General features: G+C 60.5%; 18 protein-coding genes. 4 read left to right on the forward strand and 14 right to left on the reverse strand.

Annotation, left to right across the window (positions count from 1 at the left end):
- Positions 1-151: 151 nt before the first annotated feature.
- A complete protein-coding gene (locus AC245Y_RS26965) occupies positions 152-1,936 on the reverse strand; it encodes a trimethylamine N-oxide permease (RefSeq protein ID WP_017996910.1) in 1,785 nt (594 codons plus the stop codon).
- Between the two features lie 250 nt (positions 1,937-2,186).
- Here AC245Y_RS26965 and AC245Y_RS26970 point away from each other — a divergent pair, with 250 nt between their 5' ends.
- The 4 genes from AC245Y_RS26970 (at position 2,187) to AC245Y_RS26985 (ending at position 5,917) form a co-directional block, all read left to right on the forward strand.
- Positions 2,187-4,556: a trimethylamine N-oxide demethylase gene (locus tag AC245Y_RS26970; RefSeq protein WP_017996909.1), complete on the forward strand. Its 2,370-nt coding sequence runs from the start codon at positions 2,187-2,189 to the stop codon at positions 4,554-4,556.
- Positions 4,557-4,837: 281 nt separating this feature from the next.
- The gene (locus AC245Y_RS26975; protein WP_003548109.1) at positions 4,838-5,047 is read left to right on the forward strand and encodes a cold-shock protein; all 210 of its coding nucleotides are present in this window, start codon (positions 4,838-4,840) and stop codon (positions 5,045-5,047) included.
- Between the two features lie 129 nt (positions 5,048-5,176).
- Positions 5,177-5,401 (forward strand): hypothetical protein, encoded by a 225-nt coding sequence (locus tag AC245Y_RS26980; RefSeq protein ID WP_012763174.1) that lies wholly within the window; start codon positions 5,177-5,179, stop codon positions 5,399-5,401.
- A 135-nt stretch (positions 5,402-5,536) separates the two neighbouring features.
- Positions 5,537-5,917 (forward strand): DUF6481 family protein, encoded by a 381-nt coding sequence (locus AC245Y_RS26985; RefSeq protein WP_012763173.1) that lies wholly within the window; start codon positions 5,537-5,539, stop codon positions 5,915-5,917.
- 41 nt (positions 5,918-5,958) lie between these two features.
- Here the strand turns inward: AC245Y_RS26985 and minE are convergent, their stop codons facing one another.
- From minE to AC245Y_RS27050, 13 genes are all read right to left on the reverse strand, one after another.
- Positions 5,959-6,219, reverse strand: a complete 261-nt coding sequence (minE, locus tag AC245Y_RS26990; protein WP_003574994.1) for a cell division topological specificity factor MinE — start codon at positions 6,217-6,219, stop codon at positions 5,959-5,961.
- Positions 6,216-7,031, reverse strand: coding sequence for a septum site-determining protein MinD (gene minD, locus AC245Y_RS26995; RefSeq protein WP_025397600.1), 816 nt, complete (start codon positions 7,029-7,031; stop codon positions 6,216-6,218). Before minD ends, minE begins: the two co-directional genes overlap by 4 nt.
- Before the next feature lie 85 nt (positions 7,032-7,116).
- Positions 7,117-7,836 (reverse strand): septum site-determining protein MinC, encoded by a 720-nt coding sequence (minC, locus tag AC245Y_RS27000; protein WP_012763172.1) that lies wholly within the window; start codon positions 7,834-7,836, stop codon positions 7,117-7,119.
- 208 nt (positions 7,837-8,044) lie between these two features.
- Positions 8,045-8,647, reverse strand: a complete 603-nt coding sequence (locus tag AC245Y_RS27005) for a methyl-accepting chemotaxis protein (protein WP_012763171.1) — start codon at positions 8,645-8,647, stop codon at positions 8,045-8,047.
- Positions 8,648-8,759: 112 nt separating this feature from the next.
- Positions 8,760-10,097, reverse strand: coding sequence for an NAD(P)-binding domain-containing protein (locus AC245Y_RS27010; protein ID WP_017996908.1), 1,338 nt, complete (start codon positions 10,095-10,097; stop codon positions 8,760-8,762).
- Positions 10,098-10,137: 40 nt separating this feature from the next.
- Positions 10,138-11,178 (reverse strand): heme-dependent oxidative N-demethylase family protein, encoded by a 1,041-nt coding sequence (locus AC245Y_RS27015; RefSeq protein WP_012763169.1) that lies wholly within the window; start codon positions 11,176-11,178, stop codon positions 10,138-10,140.
- Positions 11,179-11,209: 31 nt separating this feature from the next.
- Positions 11,210-12,175 (reverse strand): PDR/VanB family oxidoreductase, encoded by a 966-nt coding sequence (locus tag AC245Y_RS27020; protein ID WP_017996907.1) that lies wholly within the window; start codon positions 12,173-12,175, stop codon positions 11,210-11,212.
- Positions 12,172-12,777 carry a dimethylamine monooxygenase subunit DmmA family protein gene (locus AC245Y_RS27025; protein ID WP_017996906.1) on the reverse strand — a complete coding sequence of 202 codons (606 nt, stop codon included), beginning with the start codon at positions 12,775-12,777 and terminating at the stop codon, positions 12,172-12,174. The genes AC245Y_RS27020 and AC245Y_RS27025 overlap by 4 nt, the downstream gene beginning before the upstream one ends.
- A gap of 11 nt (positions 12,778-12,788) precedes the next feature.
- Entirely contained in the window at positions 12,789-13,922 is a 1,134-nt protein-coding gene (locus AC245Y_RS27030) for an aminomethyl transferase family protein (protein ID WP_012763166.1), read from the reverse strand.
- 149 nt (positions 13,923-14,071) lie between these two features.
- Positions 14,072-14,956 (reverse strand): formyltetrahydrofolate deformylase, encoded by an 885-nt coding sequence (purU, locus tag AC245Y_RS27035; RefSeq protein ID WP_017996905.1) that lies wholly within the window; start codon positions 14,954-14,956, stop codon positions 14,072-14,074.
- Positions 14,957-15,148: 192 nt separating this feature from the next.
- A complete protein-coding gene (gene glnT, locus AC245Y_RS27040) occupies positions 15,149-16,456 on the reverse strand; it encodes a type III glutamate--ammonia ligase (RefSeq protein WP_017996904.1) in 1,308 nt (435 codons plus the stop codon).
- A gap of 83 nt (positions 16,457-16,539) precedes the next feature.
- On the reverse strand, positions 16,540-17,868 hold the full coding sequence (locus tag AC245Y_RS27045; RefSeq protein ID WP_003548137.1) for an FMN-binding glutamate synthase family protein: 1,329 nt from the start codon (positions 17,866-17,868) through the stop codon (positions 16,540-16,542).
- A 14-nt stretch (positions 17,869-17,882) separates the two neighbouring features.
- The gene (locus AC245Y_RS27050; protein WP_026157661.1) at positions 17,883-18,569 is read right to left on the reverse strand and encodes a GltB/FmdC/FwdC-like GXGXG domain-containing protein; all 687 of its coding nucleotides are present in this window, start codon (positions 18,567-18,569) and stop codon (positions 17,883-17,885) included.
- Between the last annotated feature and the right edge of the window lie 10 nt (positions 18,570-18,579).

An 18,579-nucleotide genomic window follows, 5' to 3' on the forward strand; every position in this document is an offset into this window, starting at 1 on the left:
CTTCCGCCTCCGAACGAACCCTGTCCGCTTCTCGCCGAGGCGGACAGGATGCCAGTCGATGGCGGCGAGACGATCAGGCGACGCCCGCTTCCATGAAAAAGCCGCCATGTTTCCATGGCGGCTTGACGGCCTGTCTGCTTGGGAGGCGATTTTAGGCCGGAAGCTGGAAGACCACGTTGGCGATCAGGACGATCGCCAGGCCGCCGGCGAGTGCGAGATAAGGCAGCATGCCGGCTTTCTTGACGCCGAGATCCTGGCCGACCAGGCCGAGATCCTCCATCGCGCCTGCCGGGAACTTGCCGCCGTCGCGCACATAGTGGCGATAGGCGAAGACCGGCAGGATCAGGGCGGCGAAGATGAAGCCAACCCAGAGCGCATTGGAATAACCCCAGACCTTGGCGCCGGCGCCGAGAAACAGCGCGTTGACGAAGGCCAGCACGGTGTTAAGGCCGATCAGCCAGGTCGGCGCCTTCCAGGGGCGTTCGATATGGCCGGAATCCATCCGGTGAATCCAGCCGGAATTGAGGTTCAGGAAGTTGAAGATGATGTAGCCGACATTCGAGACGGCGAGCACGAAGAAGTAGCCGCCGACATCCGAGGCGATCGCCAGCAGGAAGAGATTGAAGGCGAAATCGGTCCACATCGCCCTGGTCGGCGCGCCGTGCTCGTTGACGTGGTCGAGATATTTCGGCAGCCAGCCGTCCTTCGAGCCCTGGTAGAGCGTGCGCGAGGAGCCGGCCATCGCGGTCATGATGGCGAGGAAGAGTGCCATGATCATCAGTACGACGAGCAATTGAGTGACGATCCGGCCGGCGCCGATCAGGCCGCCGAGCGCTTCGGCAACACCTGTGCCGTCGACGATGCCGGGGGCCAGCATGCCTGCATGGCCGAGAACGCCCTGGAAGGCGAAGGGCACGAGGAAGAAAAACAGGCAGCAGGCAAGGCCGGAATAGAAGATCGCCTTGAAGGTGTCGGTCTTCGGGTTCTTGAGTTCGCGGGTGTAGCAGACGGCCGTCTCGAAGCCGTAGGTCGACCAGGCGGCGATATAGAGGCCGCCGAGGAACAGCGTCCAGCCGCCATTGCTCCAGGTGCCGTCGGCAGCGGCATAGGCCGCCGTCGGCGGCACGAGGCCGGTGACGTTGGTGGCGAGGATCTGACCGCTGACGATCGGATAGAGGCCGATGATGAGCAGCGGCACCAGCACGATGATTGCCAGCCACTTCTGCACGCTTGCCGTTTCCGAAATGCCGCGATGCTGAATCGCGAAGATGATCAGCATCAGCATGCCGCCGATGAAGAAGGTGGCGTTGATATTGGCGGTGGCGAGGAAGGGAATGTTGAAGCTCAAGAGCGACCAGCTGCGGATCGCCGGCGTCAGCGCTGCGATACCGTCGGTGCCGAGCAATGCCTTGACGGCGTCATCCGGCGTGGTGCCGGTATGGGCTGCGATATATTCGGCGACGCGGGGGCTGTCGGCCGTGATGGAAGCGGCATGCGCTGAGATCCAGTCGAGGACCATTTGCGAATCCGCTGCAGGAATCGGGTAGAATGCGTTGAGGATGTAACCGGCGGCGATGGCGCAGCCGAGCGACAGCACCGGCGACCAGGCAAACCAGTTGCACCAGACGGAGAGCGGCGCGATGAATTTCGAATAACGCAGCCAGGCGGTGGCGCCATAGACCGAAGCGCCGCCGGATTTGTTGGCGAACATGCCGGCGATTTCGGCATAGGTGAAGGATTGCAGAAAACCCATCACCATCGAGATGATCCAGACGACGAAGGCGAGCTTGCCCGTCGTGCCAGCGATGCCGCCAATGGAGAAAAGAACGAGCGGCGGCACGCCCGCAGCCACCCAGAATGCGCCCTTCCAGTCGAGCGCACGTACAAGCTTACCTTCGGTGCCGGATACAATCCCGGCCTCCACAACGTCTGTCATCGGTGAAATTCCCCATTCTATTTGTTCCGGACGTATCTTTGTACGTCTCCCTGAACGTGTCTCCCTGACGGTCTCAAGCCCGCTCGGATGATTTTGACGATCCGTGTTCCCGACGGATTCCCCGAGTCTCAACTCTTTATGCATAGTGAAGATATTTTCTTTTTAGTCAACATCACTTTACTTTCCCGGGGCATTTTGTAACCTGCATGGGTGGGTGTCCGAGGACGCCCGATCCTCCCATGAGGGCAGTATGCGAGAACTTCATCCTGCTACGACGGGCCTGCGGCCGGCCGCTCCGAGCCTCGTGCACTATCCCGGCATTTCCACCTTGCCGGAAGGAACCGAGCGCTACAGGGCAAAGGGCGGCGGATCGGTCGTTGTGCGCGTCGAGCCGGGCGATGGCGTCATCGTCATCGACAGCGAGGGCGGACAGGTCTGCGAAATCTCCTTCCTCGACGAGAAAGGGCGGTTCCTGGCGGCCGGTCTCGGAACGGCATTCAGCAATTCAGCCGATGGTTTGAAGGCCATTCTTCAAGCGGAAGATGAGGGTGCTGCCCGCACGCGTGCAGCGCTTCAGCGTCGCGGCGCCGATCTTGCAAAGGCCGGCGCGCTCAGCATTTTCGGGTCGGGATCGACCCCGGGCAGCAGGGCGGAATTCACGATTTCCATGAAGGGCCTGCTGATCGTCGCAGCACCGGCCAGCGCCATGTCGCCGGAGGCGCAGGATACAGCGACGCCGATCGAGATCAGGATCAAGCGCAGCCTGCTGATCCGCGATTATGCCTCCGCTTTGCCGGAACCGGCCGCCGATCCGGTCGAGGATATTCGCATCCGGGCGGCGACCGCGGCGGCCTATTTCGTGCGTGCCGGCGAATTCATCCAGATCATCGACGTCTATGGACGCCAGTGCACCGATTTCCAGGCGTTTGCCGCCCGCAAGGTCGACAAGGGCCTCGACCTGGCGCTCGATTCCACCGTCACCCGCACGCTGCTCGGCCGCAGCTATCCGATGCCGGGTCTCCCTTCGAAGGCCTTCGACCGCGACTTCGAGCCGCTGGTCGAAATCGTCCAGGATACGGTCGGCCGTCACGACGCTTTCGCGACCGCCTGCAATTCGCGCTACTACGACGACATGGGTTATCCCGGCCACGTCAACTGCACGGACAATTTCAATGCGGTGCTGGCGCCTTACGGCATTGCCGGCCGCAAGGGCTGGGAAGCGCTGAACTATTTCTACAACACCAATATCGACCACAATAACCAGCTCTATCTCGACGAGCCCTGGTCGCGTCCCGGCGATTATGTGCTGATGCGGGCGCTGACCGATCTCGTCTGCGTCTCCTCGTCCTGCCCTGACGATATCGACGCTGCGAACGGCTGGGATCCGACGGATATCCACGTCCGCACCTTTTCCGGAAAAGAGAAATTCTCACGAGCGGTGGCCTATCGCATGACCCCAGATGCCGACGCCGAACTGACGCGCGAAACCGCCTTCCATCCCCGCCTCTCCGCCTTGACACGCGACTACACCGAATATCGCGGCTACTGGCTGCCGAACCGCTTTTCCAGCGAAGGGCCGGTCGAGGAATACTGGGCCTGCCGCGAGCGCGCCGCCGTCATCGATCTCTCGCCCTTGCGGAAATTCGAGGTGACGGGGCCGGATGCCGAGGAACTGCTGCAATATTGCCTGACGCGCGACGTGCGCAAACTGTCGACCGGCCAGGTCGTCTATTCCGCCATGTGCTACGAAAACGGCGGCATGATCGATGACGGCACCCTGTTCCGGCTCGGCGACAAGAACTTCCGCTGGATCGGCGGCGATGATTTCAGCGGCATATGGCTGCGCCAGCAGGCGGAGAAGAAGGGCTTCAAGGCCTGGGTCCGCTCTTCGACCGACCAGATGCACAATATCGCCCTGCAGGGGCCGAAGAGCCGCGATATCCTGAAGGAGATCATCTGGACGGCGCCGCGCCAGCCGACGATCGGCGAACTCGAATGGTTCCGCTTCACCGTCGGCCGCATCGGCGGCTTCGAGGGTGCGCCAATCGTCGTCTCGCGCACCGGTTACACCGGCGAACTCGGCTACGAGATCTTCTGCCATCCGAAGGATGCGCTGACGGTGTTCGACGCCGTCTGGGAGGCCGGCCAGCCGCACGGGTTGAAGCCGATGGGATTGGAAGCGCTGAACATGGTCCGCATCGAGGCGGGCCTGATCTTCGCCCATCACGAATTCACCGACCAGACCGATCCGTTCGAGGCCGGGATCGGCTTCACGGTGCCGCTGAAATCCAAACAGGACGATTTCATCGGCCGCGAGGCGCTGATCCGGCGCAAGGAGCATCCGCGCCATCTGCTCGTCGGCCTCGACATCAAGTCCAACGAGGCCGTCGGCCATGGCGATTGCATTCATATCGGCCGGGCGCAGGTGGGCGTCGTCACCAGCGCCACGCGCTCGCCGGTCCTCGGCAAGACGATCGCGCTCGCCCGCATCGATGTGATGCATGCAAACCCGGGCACCGAGGTCGAGGTCGGCAAGCTCGACGGCCACCAGAAGCGCCTGCCGGCGACGATCGTGCCGCTTTCGCATTACGATCCGCAGAAGACGCTGCCGCGCTCGTAACGCCTGCTTTGGAGGTCGGGAAACGGCGATCGGTTGTTGATACTGTCGTTGACGCGCACGACCGGCGAGATGCAATCTTATGGCGATTTGGCGGCTCAAAAAAACTAAAAGTTGACATATCCGGCTTCGATGATTATATCTCGGTGGTCGATATTGCTTGTTTGACTTTTGTTATCGCACGCTGGCAACGTGCCCTGGACGAACTTCCCTCTTCAAAATCGAGATCATCATCCGTCGTGCTTTCGCACGTGCGGTCGTCAATTGCTATGAAAGGGTTTGTTATGACCACTGGCACAGTTAAATGGTTCAATTCCACCAAGGGCTTCGGCTTCATTCAGCCTGATGACGGCGGCGCTGACGCCTTCGTCCACATCTCTGCCGTCGAGCGTGCTGGAATGCGCGAAATCGTCGAAGGCCAGAAGATCGGCTACGAGCTTGAGCGCGATAACAAGTCGGGCAAAATGTCCGCTTGCAATCTCCAAGCCGCTTAAACTGAAATCTGCTTTCCTTTGACCGCGGATGTACCGGCACAGTTGAAAGTATGATACTATCAAGGTCAGGCAAGTTGCCTGGCCTTTTTGCTGCGTTCCGCCAAGCGGGCTGATAAATCCAGGATTGATATGACAGAGTCACACAGCAAATCACGCAAGCAGGCGGAGATTGCCTTCGGAAACGCGCAATCGCAGTTCCTGGCGCGAAGCCGCGCGGTCGAAGAGATCGATTCGACCATACGTGCCCGCGAGGAAAAAACCTTGCGGTTACGCGAAGCGCGTGAAGCCAAGGAATTGCAGGATCGCTTGACAGGGGGTACTGCTCCCAGCGCGAAGCGAAAAAAGAAAATCTGACCCAACGGCATAATTCCTTAAATCGGTCCGATTTCAGGATAAAGCGATGCAGCAGTTCAAGGTATTACAGCGCCCTTTGCGCGTCTCAAGACGTGCGGCGCCGTAGGGTCGAAGTCAAACAGTCAGGAAACAGATTTGAAAAACGCCAAAAACAACGAGCTTTCCGATCGCCGCAGCGCCGCTGCCGAAGCCAAGGCGGCTCTCCTCAACGCCTATCGTAGCGCCAAGGATTCAGCCGAACCGACAAGGCTGGCAAAGCAGGCGGAGCGTCAAGCCATTGCCGCGGCCAGGGAAGAACGTCGCGCTCAGCGAGAACGGGTCAAGCTCGAGGAACTGGAGCGGGCTCAGGCCGCCGAGGCCGAACGTCAGGCTGCCGCCGAGGCCGCAGCACGCGCCGATGCCGACGCGCGCGAAGCAGCTGATAAAGAGCGGATCGCCCGCGTGATTGCCGACGAAGCCGCCCGAAAGGCCGAACGCGACCTGCGTTACGCCAATCGCAAAGCCAGGAAGTCCTGATCGTCAGCGCCGCCTGTTGTCGCAACAGGCAGCGCTCTCTTTCAAGCAGCCTGAACGGCTGCGTTCAGCGGGATTTCGACGTCGATCTCAAGGGTCGAGACGTATTCGTTGCGATCGATCGTCACCTGCACCTTGTCGTGGTCGAGCTGCACATGCTTTGCGATCACCGCCAGGATTTCCTCGCGCAGCAGGGAGACCAGGTCCGACCCCGCCGAGGAACGTTCATGAGCGAGAAGGACCTGCAGCCGTTCGCGGGCGGCCGGTGCGGTTCTCTGCTTGTTGAATAGACGGAAAATATTCATGCTGCCCTCCGTCCGAAGATCTTGCCGAAAATGTTCCTCTTTTCCTCTGGGATGGCGATCGGCACAACTTCGCCGGCGAGCCGACGAGCGGCATCGAAATAGGCCATCGCAGCCGCGCTGCGGCTGTCTGCCAGCGTGACCGGCGCCCCGATATTGGATGCCCGCAGAACATCCATGCTTTCGGGTATGATGCCGAGCAGCGGGATGGACAGGATCTCCAGGACGTCGTCGACCTTGAGCATGTCGCCGCGTTCGGCGCGGTTGGCGTCATAGCGGGTGAGCAGCAGGTGCTTTTCCATCCGCTCGCCGCGTTCGGCCTTGGCGGTCTTGGCATCGAGCAAGCCGATGATACGATCCGAATCGCGCACCGAAGAGACCTCGGGATTGGTGACGACCACGGCCACATCGGCGTGGCGCATGGCAAGCGTTGCGCCGCGCTCGATGCCGGCGGGGCTGTCGCAGATGATCCAGTCGAAATAGCGCTTCAGGTCGTTGATGACGCGCTCGACGCCCTCGGCCGTCAGATTGTCCTTGTCACGCGTCTGCGAGGCCGGCAGCAGGAACAGCGTTTCCAGCCGCTTGTCGCGGATCAGCGCCTGGGTAAGCTTGGCGTCGCCCTGGATGACATTGATCAGGTCATAGACGACCCGGCGCTCGGCGCCCATGACGAGGTCGAGATTGCGTAAGCCCACGTCGAAATCGACGACGACGACCTTCTCATTGCGTTGCGCCAGCGCCGCTCCCAATGCGGCGGTCGAGGTTGTCTTGCCAACCCCGCCCTTGCCTGACGTGACGACGATCACTTTCCCCATCATTGTCTCTCCTTTGCCGTGGCCCCAGTAATTCAAAGTGTTAAAGCGTCCTGTGCGGCTCTCGAAGAGAGGCGCGGCGCTGCCGTCAGATCAGTTTCTCTGCCATGATCGCGTCGTCTTCGAGCCAGAGCTGAACAGCCTGTCCGCGAAGATTGGCGGCCATGTCTTCCGCCATTTTGTAGATGCCGTCGATTGCAACCAGCTCGGCCTCGAGCTTGCGGCAAAAGATCCGCGCCGATGCGTTTCCGATGGATCCCGCCATGGCTCGGCCACGCAAGGCGCCATAGATATGGACGGACCCGCCGGCGATGACCTCGGCACCCGAGGCGACCGATCCGATGACGGTGACGTCGCCTTCCGGAAAGATCACCGATTGCCCCGAGCGCACCGGTTCCCGGATGACGATCGATTGCATGGCCGGGCGGGCCTCCGCCGCTGCCGGTTTGCCGGGTAGATCGGCAGGCTCCTTTGCCTGAACTTCGATGTCGGAGACCGACCGACCGCCTTTGAGTGCCGGCGGCATTCCGGATCCGAGGATCGAAGGCCGCGCGCCCTCGATGCCCATGATGCTGACATTGCGCTTGGCAAGTTCGGCAATCAGGTCCTTCAGCTGTGGCCGGTCGATTTGCAGGTCCGTCAGATCGAGCACGACAGGCCGTCCGAGGAAGAAGCCGGCCGAACGCGCAGCCAGATCGTCCAGCCGGATCAACCAATCATCGATGGGAAGATCCGGAGACAGCATGACCGCGAGGAAAGAGCGGCCCTTGATGCGGATAGAGCGAGCGTCTGTTAGCACTTTGGTCATCTATGTGAAGAAATCGTTGACCATGTCTACCGCTGCTATGGTTAACAAAAAGTTAACGCGGCCTTAATTTCACCGACAATCACCTGAGATTCTTTAAGCGCAGAATTACCGCAAGCCATTGGAAAAGCGTTGCAATCTGCGGAAGGCTGCCCGGTTAATATTGCGGCTTTCGACTTGAGCCGCAAATCTGCCGCTGCTTGGGTAAAGCTCAGCCTTCCGCCTTGCGTTGTGCGTTGGAAATGGCGCGTGCGGCCTCTTCCGAGGAGTTGGCAAGCGTGCGCATTTCTGCGGCCAGCACGGCAAAGCCCGATCCGGCCGTGCCGGCGCGGGCGGCCTCGATGCCGGCATTGACGGCGAGCAGCTTCAGGTAACGCAGCGATTGCAGGATCTCATTGGTCTTCGAGGCGGTGACGCGCATGCCGGAGGTCTGTTCATCGATTCGCTGATAGAGCGATTCGATGTTGATGATGCTGCCTTCGAGATAGAGAAGCTCGCCCTTCTCGTTCCAGATACCGCCGCCTGTCTCGGTGACCCAGATGAGATGCCCCATGGCGTGGCGGATGCGATATTCCATCGTCCAGTCCGTGCGCTTCTCCAGCGCCCGTCCGACGATCTCATCCATCAAAGGCACGTCTTCCTCGTACATGATCGAGGTGAAGGTCCGCGTGCGGTTGCCGACGATTTCATCGACGGGATAACCGAAGATGCGCTCGATGCCGTTGGTCATCTCAAGCATCGTGTAGTTTTCATCGGCTCGGCAGCGGTAGAGAAAACCGCTCATGCGCCCGAGAATGCTCGTTTGAAAATCCATGAAGGCCACATCCGAAGAGAAGAGTTGCAATCGTCTCGCTCAAAGGCGCGGCTCACAATATGCCGGAGGAGAGTGCACGAACACCCTCCTCCGGCAATGCAGGCCCGCCTCATCAGTTGCGTAGATATTCCTCCATGGAATCGTCGAGCGCCTCGACCCAGGGGGTGTGGTGCGTCGGCGACATGTTGCCGGTCATCAGCGATCGGTAGGCATGATCGCGAAAGCCCATGATGTTGTGAGCCTTGTGATGTTCCCACTCCATGAAGGTCTGGTTGGTGCCCTCGATGTCGAACGAGGGATAATCGGTTTCGGCAAGCAGTTCCTTCACGTAATCGCCCTGATACCAGATCATCTGCTCGGCATCCTCGAGTGTTTCCTCGCGGGCGCGCCACATGTCGAAATTGGCTTTCAGCTGCTCTTCCGGCGGCAGCGTGATGCGGCCCATCATCACGTCGCGTGCCCACCAGGCCTGCACGTCGAACATGTTGAAGGTGTAAAACTGGTCCTGCATGCCGATATAGAAAAGCTGCGGGTTCTTGTCGAAGATCACCCCCTTGTAGAGGCTGTCGGCCCAGAGGCGGTTGGCGGTCTTCAGCCGGAGTTCGTCGGGCAGGAATGGGAAATGGTGCTGGTATCCGGTGCAGAGGATCACCGCATCGACCTCCTTGGTCGAGCCGTCGAGGAAATGCGCGGTGCGGTTTTCGAGCTTGATCAGCAATGGCCGCTCCTCGAAATTCTCCGGCCATTTGAAGCCCATCGGCTTCGAGCGATAGCTCGTCGTCACCGATTTCGCGCCGTATTTCCAGCATTGCGAGCCGATGTCTTCGGCCGAATAGCTGCGTCCGACGAGCAGGATGTCCTTGCCCTTGAACTCCAGCGCGTCACGGAAGTCGTGGGCATGCAGCACGCGGCCGTTGAAGGTCTTCACGCCTTCGAAATAGGGCACGTTCGGCGTCGAGAAATGACCTGATGCCACGACGACATAGTCGAATTCTTCGTCATACATCCGGTCCTCGACGCGGTTATGCGCCGTCACCGTGAACTTCTTCGTCTGATCGTCGAAGCGGACCATGCGTACCGGCGTGCTGAAGCGCACCCAGTGGCGGACGTTCGCCTTCTCGACGCGTCCCTTGATGTAATCCCAGAGCACAGCGCGCGGCGGATAGGAGGCGATCGGCTTGCCGAAATGCTCCTCGAAGGAATAGTCAGCGAATTCAAGGCATTCCTTCGGTCCGTTCGACCAGAGGTAACGATACATGCTGCCGTGGACCGGCTCGCCATATTCGTCGAGGCCGGTGCGCCAGGTATAGTTCCAGAGCCCGCCCCAGTCCGACTGTTTTTCGAAGCAGACGATCTCCGGGATCTCGGCGCCCTTTTGGGCGGCCGATTGAAAGGCGCGCAGCTGCGCCAGTCCGGAAGGACCGGCACCAATGACGGCTACTCTTGTCATGAAGCATTCCCCTCTTGATTATATCGCATTGTCCTGCGTGTCAGTCCGGATAGATGCCAGGGCTGGTCGGCGCCCCATCGTCATACTTGGAAAACCAGTCGATCGTCGTCTCGCGGAAGCGGGTGAGGCCTTTGTAGTCGATGAGCTCCGGCGGCAGTGTCTTCAGCACGCGCGGAAAGCGTCGCGCCCATTTCGGCACGGTCACGAGCTCTTCCATGTTCATCAGGTAGCAGCGGATGACGAAAAGGATGGCGTTCGAGCGTGGCAGGCGCCAAAGGCTCTGCAGCTCGACGCGCAGATGCACCTTCTCGCCGACATTATCAGGTGTCACCGTGGTGCGGTCAGGACCCCATTTGTGATAATTCTCCGGGCTGGTGTCGAGCCGCGGATTGATCGTCATCGTCCAGTTGAAGCGCCGTGTCGGCTTGCCCTGCTGCAGGTTCAACAGGAATTTCAGCGCTCGGTCGAAGACGCCGATCTGGTGGGCGAGCGGCACCGGCCCATGCCATTCCATGAAATTCATGCCGATGTCGAAATCGAGCGACCAGTCGGCTTGCGTCGTCACCATGCCGGCATCCATCCAGAGATTGCTGTCGCGCTGGTCGACGATGCAGAAATCGCCCTGGGCCTGGCGGGTGATATATTCGAAGGGCTCATAGGGCAGCGTCGAGGCATCGCCAAAGGTGAAGCTGTCGTCGATGCCGAGTGGGCGGTTGATCCAACGCCACTGGTCACCGTTGCGGATCAGCGTGAAATGGTCGGGGTACCCTGCCGCCTGCTCTTCCATCAAAAGTTCGAGCGTATCCCATTGCGCGCTCATCATGTGCGGCAGCGCCTGATAGCGTAGCGGATCTTCCTTCAGCACCAGCGCCCGGTCGTGCATCTCGGCGACATAATGCTCGTCGACGTCGATCAAGCTTTCGTAGACGGTTCCCGCCCGGCCGTGGACATGCGGCTCCATATTGACCGAATACATGTATTCGTCGCGGTCAAAGGGAAACGGGAAACGCCGGATATTCTCGGGGCTATTCCGATAGCTGAAATCGTTCCGGAAGGTTTCCTGCTTGAAGACGATTGCCATGTCCGGTCTCCTTGTTCCGCTTCCGATGCCGCTAGAGATCAAGATGCAGCGTGTTTCCCTCGAAGCGGGAAACGCAGATCATCACCTTGCGGCCGGATGCTTTTTCTTCGTTCGTCAGATAAACGTCATGGTGCAGCAGCTTGCCGTCGCAGGTGACGACGCCGGTCTCGCATTGACCGCAGGCGCCGCCGCGACAGAGGAAGGGCGCATCGACGCCCGCTGCCTCGATTGCCTCCAGCATGCTTTCGTGATGGCCGACCTTCACGGTCTTGCCGGACCGCAGGAGCTCGATCGCGAAGGGCTTGCCTGGTAGAGACGACAGGAACCGTTCCGAATGCAGGTTCTGTTCCGGCCAGCCGGCGTCCAGTCCCGACTTCAGCACGCCGTCGATCATCCCTGACGGGCCGCAGACATAAAGATGCGTGCCGAGCGGCTGGGTGCCGAGCAGGCGCGTCAGCGGCATGGCGCCGCCTTCGGCATCGCAATAGATCTTGATGCGATGTCCGCCATAGCGCTCGACGAGATGCTGCCAATAGGCGCCGCGGTCGCGCGTGCGGATGGCATAATGCAGCTCGAAATTGGCGCCCTCGCGGGAAAACTGCTCCATCATTGCGATGAAGGGGGTAATGCCGATGCCACCGGCGATCAGAAGATGCTTGCGCCCGCGCCAGTCCGGCTGGAAGAGGTTGACAGGATAACTGACCTTGAGCTCGTCGCCTTCGCTGACCTTCTCATGCATGAAGGTAGAGCCGCCGCGCGAATTCTCGACGTGCAGCACGCTGATCTCGTAGGCTGCGCAATCATGCGGCGGCGACATCAGCGAATAGGCGTTGCGGCGCATATGGCCGCCATCGTTCATCAAGACGATGACGTGGGCGCCGCCGGAGAAATAAGGCATCGGCTTGCCGTCAAGGCGCTCGAAACGGAAGCGCTTGACGCGCTCGGCAATCGGCGTGATCCGCACCACGCGGACGGGAATTTCAGTGCCACCGCTCAAAGGAACAACTCCTCCGGATCAGGCGCGCTGCCCGGTTCTTCCGCATCGATATTGACGCCCTGGAAGGCGGCGAGCCGGCGCGAATAGTGATCGCGCACCAGAAGCGGCAGCCCGCAATGGCTACAAGTGAAGGGGCTGGTGGTGACGTCGTCGGTAATGCCCTTGCAATGGACGCATTGCACCCGCCGGGCCAGCGAGCCGCGATGCTCGGTGATGACGGAGGCATGGTCCATGCCGTAATCGAGCGCCACGAGCATTGCCTGGCCGATGAAGCCTTCCGTGCCCGATAGATAAAGCCGCGTGCCCATATGGGCAGTGGCAAGCGACCCCTTCAATCGGAAGAGCAGCGTTGCGATCGTCGGGGCCGTGAAGAACATGTCGGCGCCGAGGTGGCGCAGCGTCTCGTCCAAGCCGGTGCCTTGAGAGCCGCGGGCGACATAGAGGATCTCGCTGCGGGCAAGAGCCGTTTCGTCAAGCGCCGGCTGCTGATCGAGCAGAGCCCTGGCGCCCTCCCCTTCGAGCGCGAAAATGTGCCGCCGGGCATTGGGCTGGATGGTCAGGCCCGTGTAGACGGGTCGGCTCTTGATGCCTGCAACGAGCATTCGCCTGCTCCTTAACCTACGGCAATCCTCTTTTTCTTCTCCGGATCGTCGAAGGGAAGCGTGTGGGCGGTGGCGCTTGCCTTTACTGTCTTGCCGCGGACTTCGAGTTTCGTCCCATGCACCGCCTTGTCAACGTCCAAGCGGGCAATCGCCATGGATTTCTTCGTCAGGGAGGAATAGCTCGGGCAGGTAATGACACCGACCTTTTTGCCGTCGGCAAAGACTTCGTCACCGAGATCGGCCGGTCCGTCGGCATCGATCAGCATGCCGAAGATCTTGAAGCGTTCCTTGCCCTTGAGGCGGGCATGCTCCTCGGCGCCACGGAAGCCCGTCTTGCCGGGGCTGACGGTGAAGTCGAGGCCGAGTTCCCAGAGGCTATCGCCGGGCGGCTGATCGGCGAAGGGATACATTTGCGAATTGTCGTAAGGGTAGAAGAGCAGGTAGCTTTCGACCCGCAGCATGTCGAGAACGGAGAAGCAGCAGGGGATGATGCCCATCTCCTTGCCTTCCTCGACGATCCGGTCCCAGACCATGACGGCGTCCTGGCCGCGCACGAAGATCTCGTAGCCGCGCTCGCCGGTATAACCGGTGCGCGAGATCATCACCGGCGCGCCGAACAGCGTCGTCTGCATGTGGTGGAAGTATTTGAGATCGCGAATGCCGGGCACATATTTGGCCAGATAGTCGACCGCGAGCGGTCCCTGCAGCGACAGGTCGTGCAGGTCGTCATCGAAGAGCACGGCGCAATTGCGGCCCGCGGCCTGCTTGACGAGTTCCTCGTGGCCGGAGCCGGAGCCATGCACCAGCATCCAGGAATTCGGGCCGGTGCGATAGACGATGCAGTCGTCGGTGAAGTGGCCGCGCTCGTTGAGCATCGTCGCATAGACCGACCGGCCGGGGTAGATCTTCGTCAGGTCGCGGCTGGTGATGGAGTCTAGCACGGCGATGGCGTGCGGGCCGACCAGATGCACCTTCTTCAGGCCCGAAACATCCATGATGCCGGCCTTGGTACGGACGGCGACATGCTCCTCCGACATATCCTTGTCATAGGTCCAGGCGGTGCCCATACCGCTCCAGTCCTCGAGCTTCGATCCCAGTGCGCGATGCCGATCCGCCAAGACGGAGAAACGCCATGATAAAGCCATTGTCCGTTCCCTCTTATTTCCTCTACGGAATATTTATTTCCTGACTATATAAGTCTTTCGCGTCGTGGCAAGCCCGCCCGGCATGCATTTCCCAAACTTTGATGGCATAGGCGCTCTGGCGCGATGGGTGCGATGACGCCAATCATCTCTCAGCCCATCCGCTCCGACGCGTAACTTCCCGGGCTTGCCGGGAAGACCACGGTGCGGTTGCCGTTGATGAAGGTGCGGTGATGGATATGGGCGTGGATGGCGCGCGCCAGCACCTGGCTTTCGACGTCGCGGCCGATCGAGACATAGTCGTCGGGCGACTGCGCATGGGTGATGCGCGCCGTGTCCTGCTCGATGATCGGGCCTTCGTCGAGATCGGCGGTGACGTAATGGGCCGTCGCCCCGATCAGCTTCACGCCGCGTTGATAGGCCTGTTTGTAAGGGTTGGCGCCCTTGAAGCTTGGCAGGAAGGAGTGGTGGATATTGATGATCTTCCCGGACATCTTCTGGCACATCTCGTCCGACAGGATCTGCATGTAGCGGGCGAGCACGATCAGCTCGGTGCCGGTCTGCTCGACCACGTCCATGATATGGCCCTCGGCCTGCACCTTGTTGGCCTTGGTGACCGGAATATGGTGGAAGGGGATGTCATGGTTGACCACGACCTTCTGGTAGTCGAAATGGTTGGAGACCACGCCAACGATATCGATTGGCAGGGCGCCGATCTTCCAGCGGTAAAGCAGGTCGTTCAGACAATGGCCGAAGCGCGACACCATCAAGAGCACCTTCATGCGCTTCTCGCTGTCGTGAAAATCGTAATCCATTTCGAAAGGAGCGGCGACGGTCGCAAAACCGGTGTCGATATCGGCGCCCGAAAGCCCCTCCTCCGAAATGAAGCTGACGCGCATGAAGAACTTGCCGGTGTCGAGATCGTCGAACTGCGAACTGTCGATGATGTTGCAGCCTTTGTCGGCCAGATAACTCGAAATCGCCGCGACGATGCCGCGCGTCGACTTGCAGGATACGGTGAGTACGAAACTCTTCATGCTGTTTCTTCCTTCGCTATCCCGAGCGCAGATGGCCTACTGCATAATTCCTTAAATCGGGTTCGACTTGATAATTACGCAGCAATTCAAAGTGTTAGCGTCGTTTTGGCGTCTGAAATACACGCGGCACTGCAACCACGCCGGAGCTTGTCTGCTCCGGCGCATCAGCGTGTCTTCAGAACGCCCGTCCGTTCAGATGTCGAGCGTGCTGTCGCGTTCCCACTGGGTGAAATGCGAGCAGAAAGCATTCCATTCCTGATGCTTGAGCTTGAGATAGGCGGCGGAAAACTCGGCCCCGATCGCCTGCTTCAAGCCCTCGTCTGCATCATAGGCGCGCAGCGCGTCGAGCAGGTTGAGCGGTAGGCGCGGCGCGTCCTTCACCAGGTACCCTTCGGCATACATGTCGATATCGTAATGCCGGCCGGGGTCTGCCTGGCTGCGGATGCCGTCGAGGCCGGCCGCGATGATGATCGCCTGCAGCAGGTACGGATTGACCGCACCATCAGGCAGGCGCAGCTCGAAACGTCCAGGTCCCGGCACGCGCACCATGTGGGTGCGGTTGTTGCCCGTCCAGGTCACGGTGTTCGGCGCCCAGGTCGCGCCCGATGTCGTGCGCGGCGCGTTGATGCGCTTATAGGAATTGACCGTCGGATTGGTGATCGCGGCGAGCGCGGAGGCGTGCTTCATGATGCCGCCGAGGAATGTTTTACCCTGAGCGGAGAGCCCAAAGGCCATTTCCTTGTCGGCAAAGGCGTTGACCTTGCCATCGATGTCCCAGACCGAAATATGGGCATGGCAGCCGTTTCCGGTCAGGCCCTTGAAGGGCTTCGGCATGAAGGTGGCGCGAAGGCCGTGTTTTTCGGCGACCGACTTGACCATGAACTTGAAGAAGGAGTGCTTGTCTGCCGTCTGAAGCGCGTCGTCATATTCCCAGTTCATCTCGAACTGGCCGTTCGCGTCCTCGTGGTCGTTCTGATAGGGCTTCCAGCCGAGCTCGAGCATGTAGTCGCAGATCTCGGCGATGACATCATAACGACGCATCACGGCCTGCTGATCGTAGCAAGGCTTCTCGGCGGTATCGAACTCGTCCGAAATCACCGAGCCGTCCGCAGAAATCAGAAAGAACTCGGGCTCCACGCCGGTTTTCACCCGGAGCCCTTCTTTCGCAGCTTCAGCGACCAGTCTTTTCAGCACCACGCGCGGTGCCTGTTCGACAGGCTGATCGTTCATGACGCAGTCGGCTGCAACCCATGCGACGTCTTTCTTCCAGGGCAACTGGATGACCGAGGACGCATCGGGAAGCGCGAACAGGTCGGGATGGGCTGGCGTCAAATCGAGCCAGGTTGCGAAGCCCGCAAAGCCGGCGCCATCCTTCTGCATATCGGCAATGGCTTCTGCCGGGACCAGCTTGGCGCGTTGGCCACCGAACAGGTCGGTATAGCTGATCATGAAATATTTGATGCCTTTGTCTTTGGCAAAAGCAGCAAGGTCCAGTGTCATTCTCGTTCCCCTTTGGATTTCTTGGAGACACTTTGCTTATGGATGCGAGACGGCCGGGACGTTTGCCCGGCCGGTAGTAGAAATCAGTAGCCTCCCTTGCCGGGATACCAGTTTGTGCCGGCGAGCGGGATCTGGGCCATGGCGGCCGCCTCCATCGTCAGCGCGCAAAGATCTTCCGGTTCCAGGTTGTGCAGGTGGTTCTTGCCGCAGGCGCGCGCGATGGTCTGGGCTTCCAGCGTCATAACCTTCAGATAGTTGGCGAGACGGCGGCCGGCGGCGATTGGATCAAGGCGCTTCATCAGTTCCGGGTCCTGCGTCGTGATGCCGGCCGGGTCTTTGCCTTCGTGCCAGTCGTCATAGGCGCCGGCCGTCGTGCCGAGCTTCTGGTATTCTTCTTCCCAATGCGGATCGTTGTCGCCGATCGCAACGAGTGCCGCCGTGCCGATGGCAACGGCATCGGCACCCAGCGCCAGTGCCTTGGCCACGTCGGCGCCCGATCGGATGCCGCCCGAGATGATCAGTTGCACCTTGCGATGCATGCCGAGATCCTGCAGCGCCTGGACGGCGGGGCGGATGCAGGCGAGCGTCGGCATGCCGACATTTTCGATGAAGACATCCTGCGTCGCGGCGGTTCCGCCCTGCATGCCATCGAGCACCACCACGTCGGCCCCAGCCTTCACCGCAAGTGCGGTATCGTAATAGGGACGCGCGCCACCGACCTTCACATAGATCGGCTTTTCCCAGTCGGTGATCTCACGCAGTTCCAGGATCTTGATTTCGAGGTCGTCCGGGCCGGTCCAATCCGGGTGGCGGCAGGCCGAGCGCTGGTCGATGCCCTTCGGCAGATTGCGCATGTTGGCGACGCGATCGGAGATCTTCTGGCCGAGCAGCATGCCACCGCCGCCGGGCTTTGCGCCTTGACCGACAACCACTTCGATCGCATCGGCGCGACGCAGGTCCTTGGGATTCATGCCGTATCGCGACGGCAGATACTGGTAGACCAGCGTCTGCGAATGGCCGCGCTCTTCATCGGTCATCCCGCCGTCGCCTGTCGTGGTGGAGGTTCCGGCAATCGTCGCGCCGCGTCCGAGCGCTTCCTTGGCATTGCCGGAGAGCGCACCGAAGCTCATGCCGGCAATGGTGATCGGCGTCTTCAGGTGAATGGGCTTTTTGGCGAAGCGCGCGCCGAGGACGACCGACGTGTCGCACTTCTCGCGGTAACCTTCGAGCGGATAGCGCGAGATCGATGCGCCGAGAAAAAGCAGGTCATCGAAATGCGGAACCTTGCGTTTGGTGCCGGCGCCACGGATGTCGTAAATGCCGGTCGCCGCCGCACGGCGGATTTCCGCCAGCGTGTAATCGTCGAAGGTCGCGGACTTGCGCGGCGGGGTATAGGGGTTGTGATAGCTCATGATGGTCCCTCGCCTTAATACGCGTCGGCGTTGTCGATATTGAAATTATAGAGCTTGCGGGCCGAGCCGTAACGCTTGAATTCCTCGGGCCTCACTTCGCTCACACCCGCCTTTTCGAGAAGTTCGGCCAGCTTCGTCAGATGCTCGGGACGCAGCTCCTTTTCGATGCAATCGGCACCCAGGCTCTTGACCGAACCGCGCACGAAGAGCTTCGCCTCGTAGAGCGAATCCCCAAGCGCATCGCCAGCATTGCCGAGCACCACGAGGTGGCCGGACTGGCCCATGAAGGCCGACATATGGCCGATATTGCCATGAACGACGATGTCGATGCCCTTCATCGAGATGCCGCAGCGCGATGCCGCATTGCCCTTGATGACAAGGAGGCCGCCGCGGCCGGTTGCGCCGGCATACTGGCTGGCATCACCCTCGATGACGACGGTTCCAGACATCATGTTTTCTGCAACACCCGGACCTGCCGAACCGTGAACCGTGACGGTCCCGCCGTCGTTCATCCCGGCGCAGTAATAGCCGACCGACCCCTTCACATCGACCGTGACGGGCGCATCGATGCCGACGGCAACCGAATGGCTGCCGCGCGGATTGACGACTTCGAAGGAAAGATCGTTCGAACCGTTCTGGATGTTGTGCAGGGCGCTGTTGAGTTCACGCAACGGCGTAGTGGCAAGATCAATGACAGGCATGTTTCGATAA

The sequence above is a fragment of the Rhizobium sp. SRDI943 genome (assembly GCF_057653695.1).

Excerpts from the sequence above, each read along its gene's own strand:
- AC245Y_RS26965 (WP_017996910.1), bottom strand. The coding sequence starts at position 1,936 with ATGACAGACGTTGTGGAGGCCGGGATTGTATCCGGCACCGAAGGTAAG.
- AC245Y_RS26970 (WP_017996909.1), top strand. The coding sequence starts at position 2,187 with ATGCGAGAACTTCATCCTGCTACGACGGGCCTGCGGCCGGCCGCTCCG.
- AC245Y_RS26975 (WP_003548109.1), top strand. The coding sequence starts at position 4,838 with ATGACCACTGGCACAGTTAAATGGTTCAATTCCACCAAGGGCTTCGGC.
- AC245Y_RS26980 (WP_012763174.1), top strand. The coding sequence starts at position 5,177 with ATGACAGAGTCACACAGCAAATCACGCAAGCAGGCGGAGATTGCCTTC.
- minE (WP_003574994.1), bottom strand. The coding sequence starts at position 6,219 with ATGAATATTTTCCGTCTATTCAACAAGCAGAGAACCGCACCGGCCGCC.
- minD (WP_025397600.1), bottom strand. The coding sequence starts at position 7,031 with ATGGGGAAAGTGATCGTCGTCACGTCAGGCAAGGGCGGGGTTGGCAAG.
- minC (WP_012763172.1), bottom strand. The coding sequence starts at position 7,836 with ATGACCAAAGTGCTAACAGACGCTCGCTCTATCCGCATCAAGGGCCGC.
- AC245Y_RS27005 (WP_012763171.1), bottom strand. The coding sequence starts at position 8,647 with ATGGATTTTCAAACGAGCATTCTCGGGCGCATGAGCGGTTTTCTCTAC.
- AC245Y_RS27010 (WP_017996908.1), bottom strand. The coding sequence starts at position 10,097 with ATGACAAGAGTAGCCGTCATTGGTGCCGGTCCTTCCGGACTGGCGCAG.
- AC245Y_RS27015 (WP_012763169.1), bottom strand. The coding sequence starts at position 11,178 with ATGGCAATCGTCTTCAAGCAGGAAACCTTCCGGAACGATTTCAGCTAT.
- AC245Y_RS27025 (WP_017996906.1), bottom strand. The coding sequence starts at position 12,777 with ATGCTCGTTGCAGGCATCAAGAGCCGACCCGTCTACACGGGCCTGACC.
- AC245Y_RS27030 (WP_012763166.1), bottom strand. The coding sequence starts at position 13,922 with ATGGCTTTATCATGGCGTTTCTCCGTCTTGGCGGATCGGCATCGCGCA.
- purU (WP_017996905.1), bottom strand. The coding sequence starts at position 14,956 with ATGAAGAGTTTCGTACTCACCGTATCCTGCAAGTCGACGCGCGGCATC.
- glnT (WP_017996904.1), bottom strand. The coding sequence starts at position 16,456 with ATGACACTGGACCTTGCTGCTTTTGCCAAAGACAAAGGCATCAAATAT.
- AC245Y_RS27045 (WP_003548137.1), bottom strand. The coding sequence starts at position 17,868 with ATGAGCTATCACAACCCCTATACCCCGCCGCGCAAGTCCGCGACCTTC.
- AC245Y_RS27050 (WP_026157661.1), bottom strand. The coding sequence starts at position 18,569 with ATGCCTGTCATTGATCTTGCCACTACGCCGTTGCGTGAACTCAACAGC.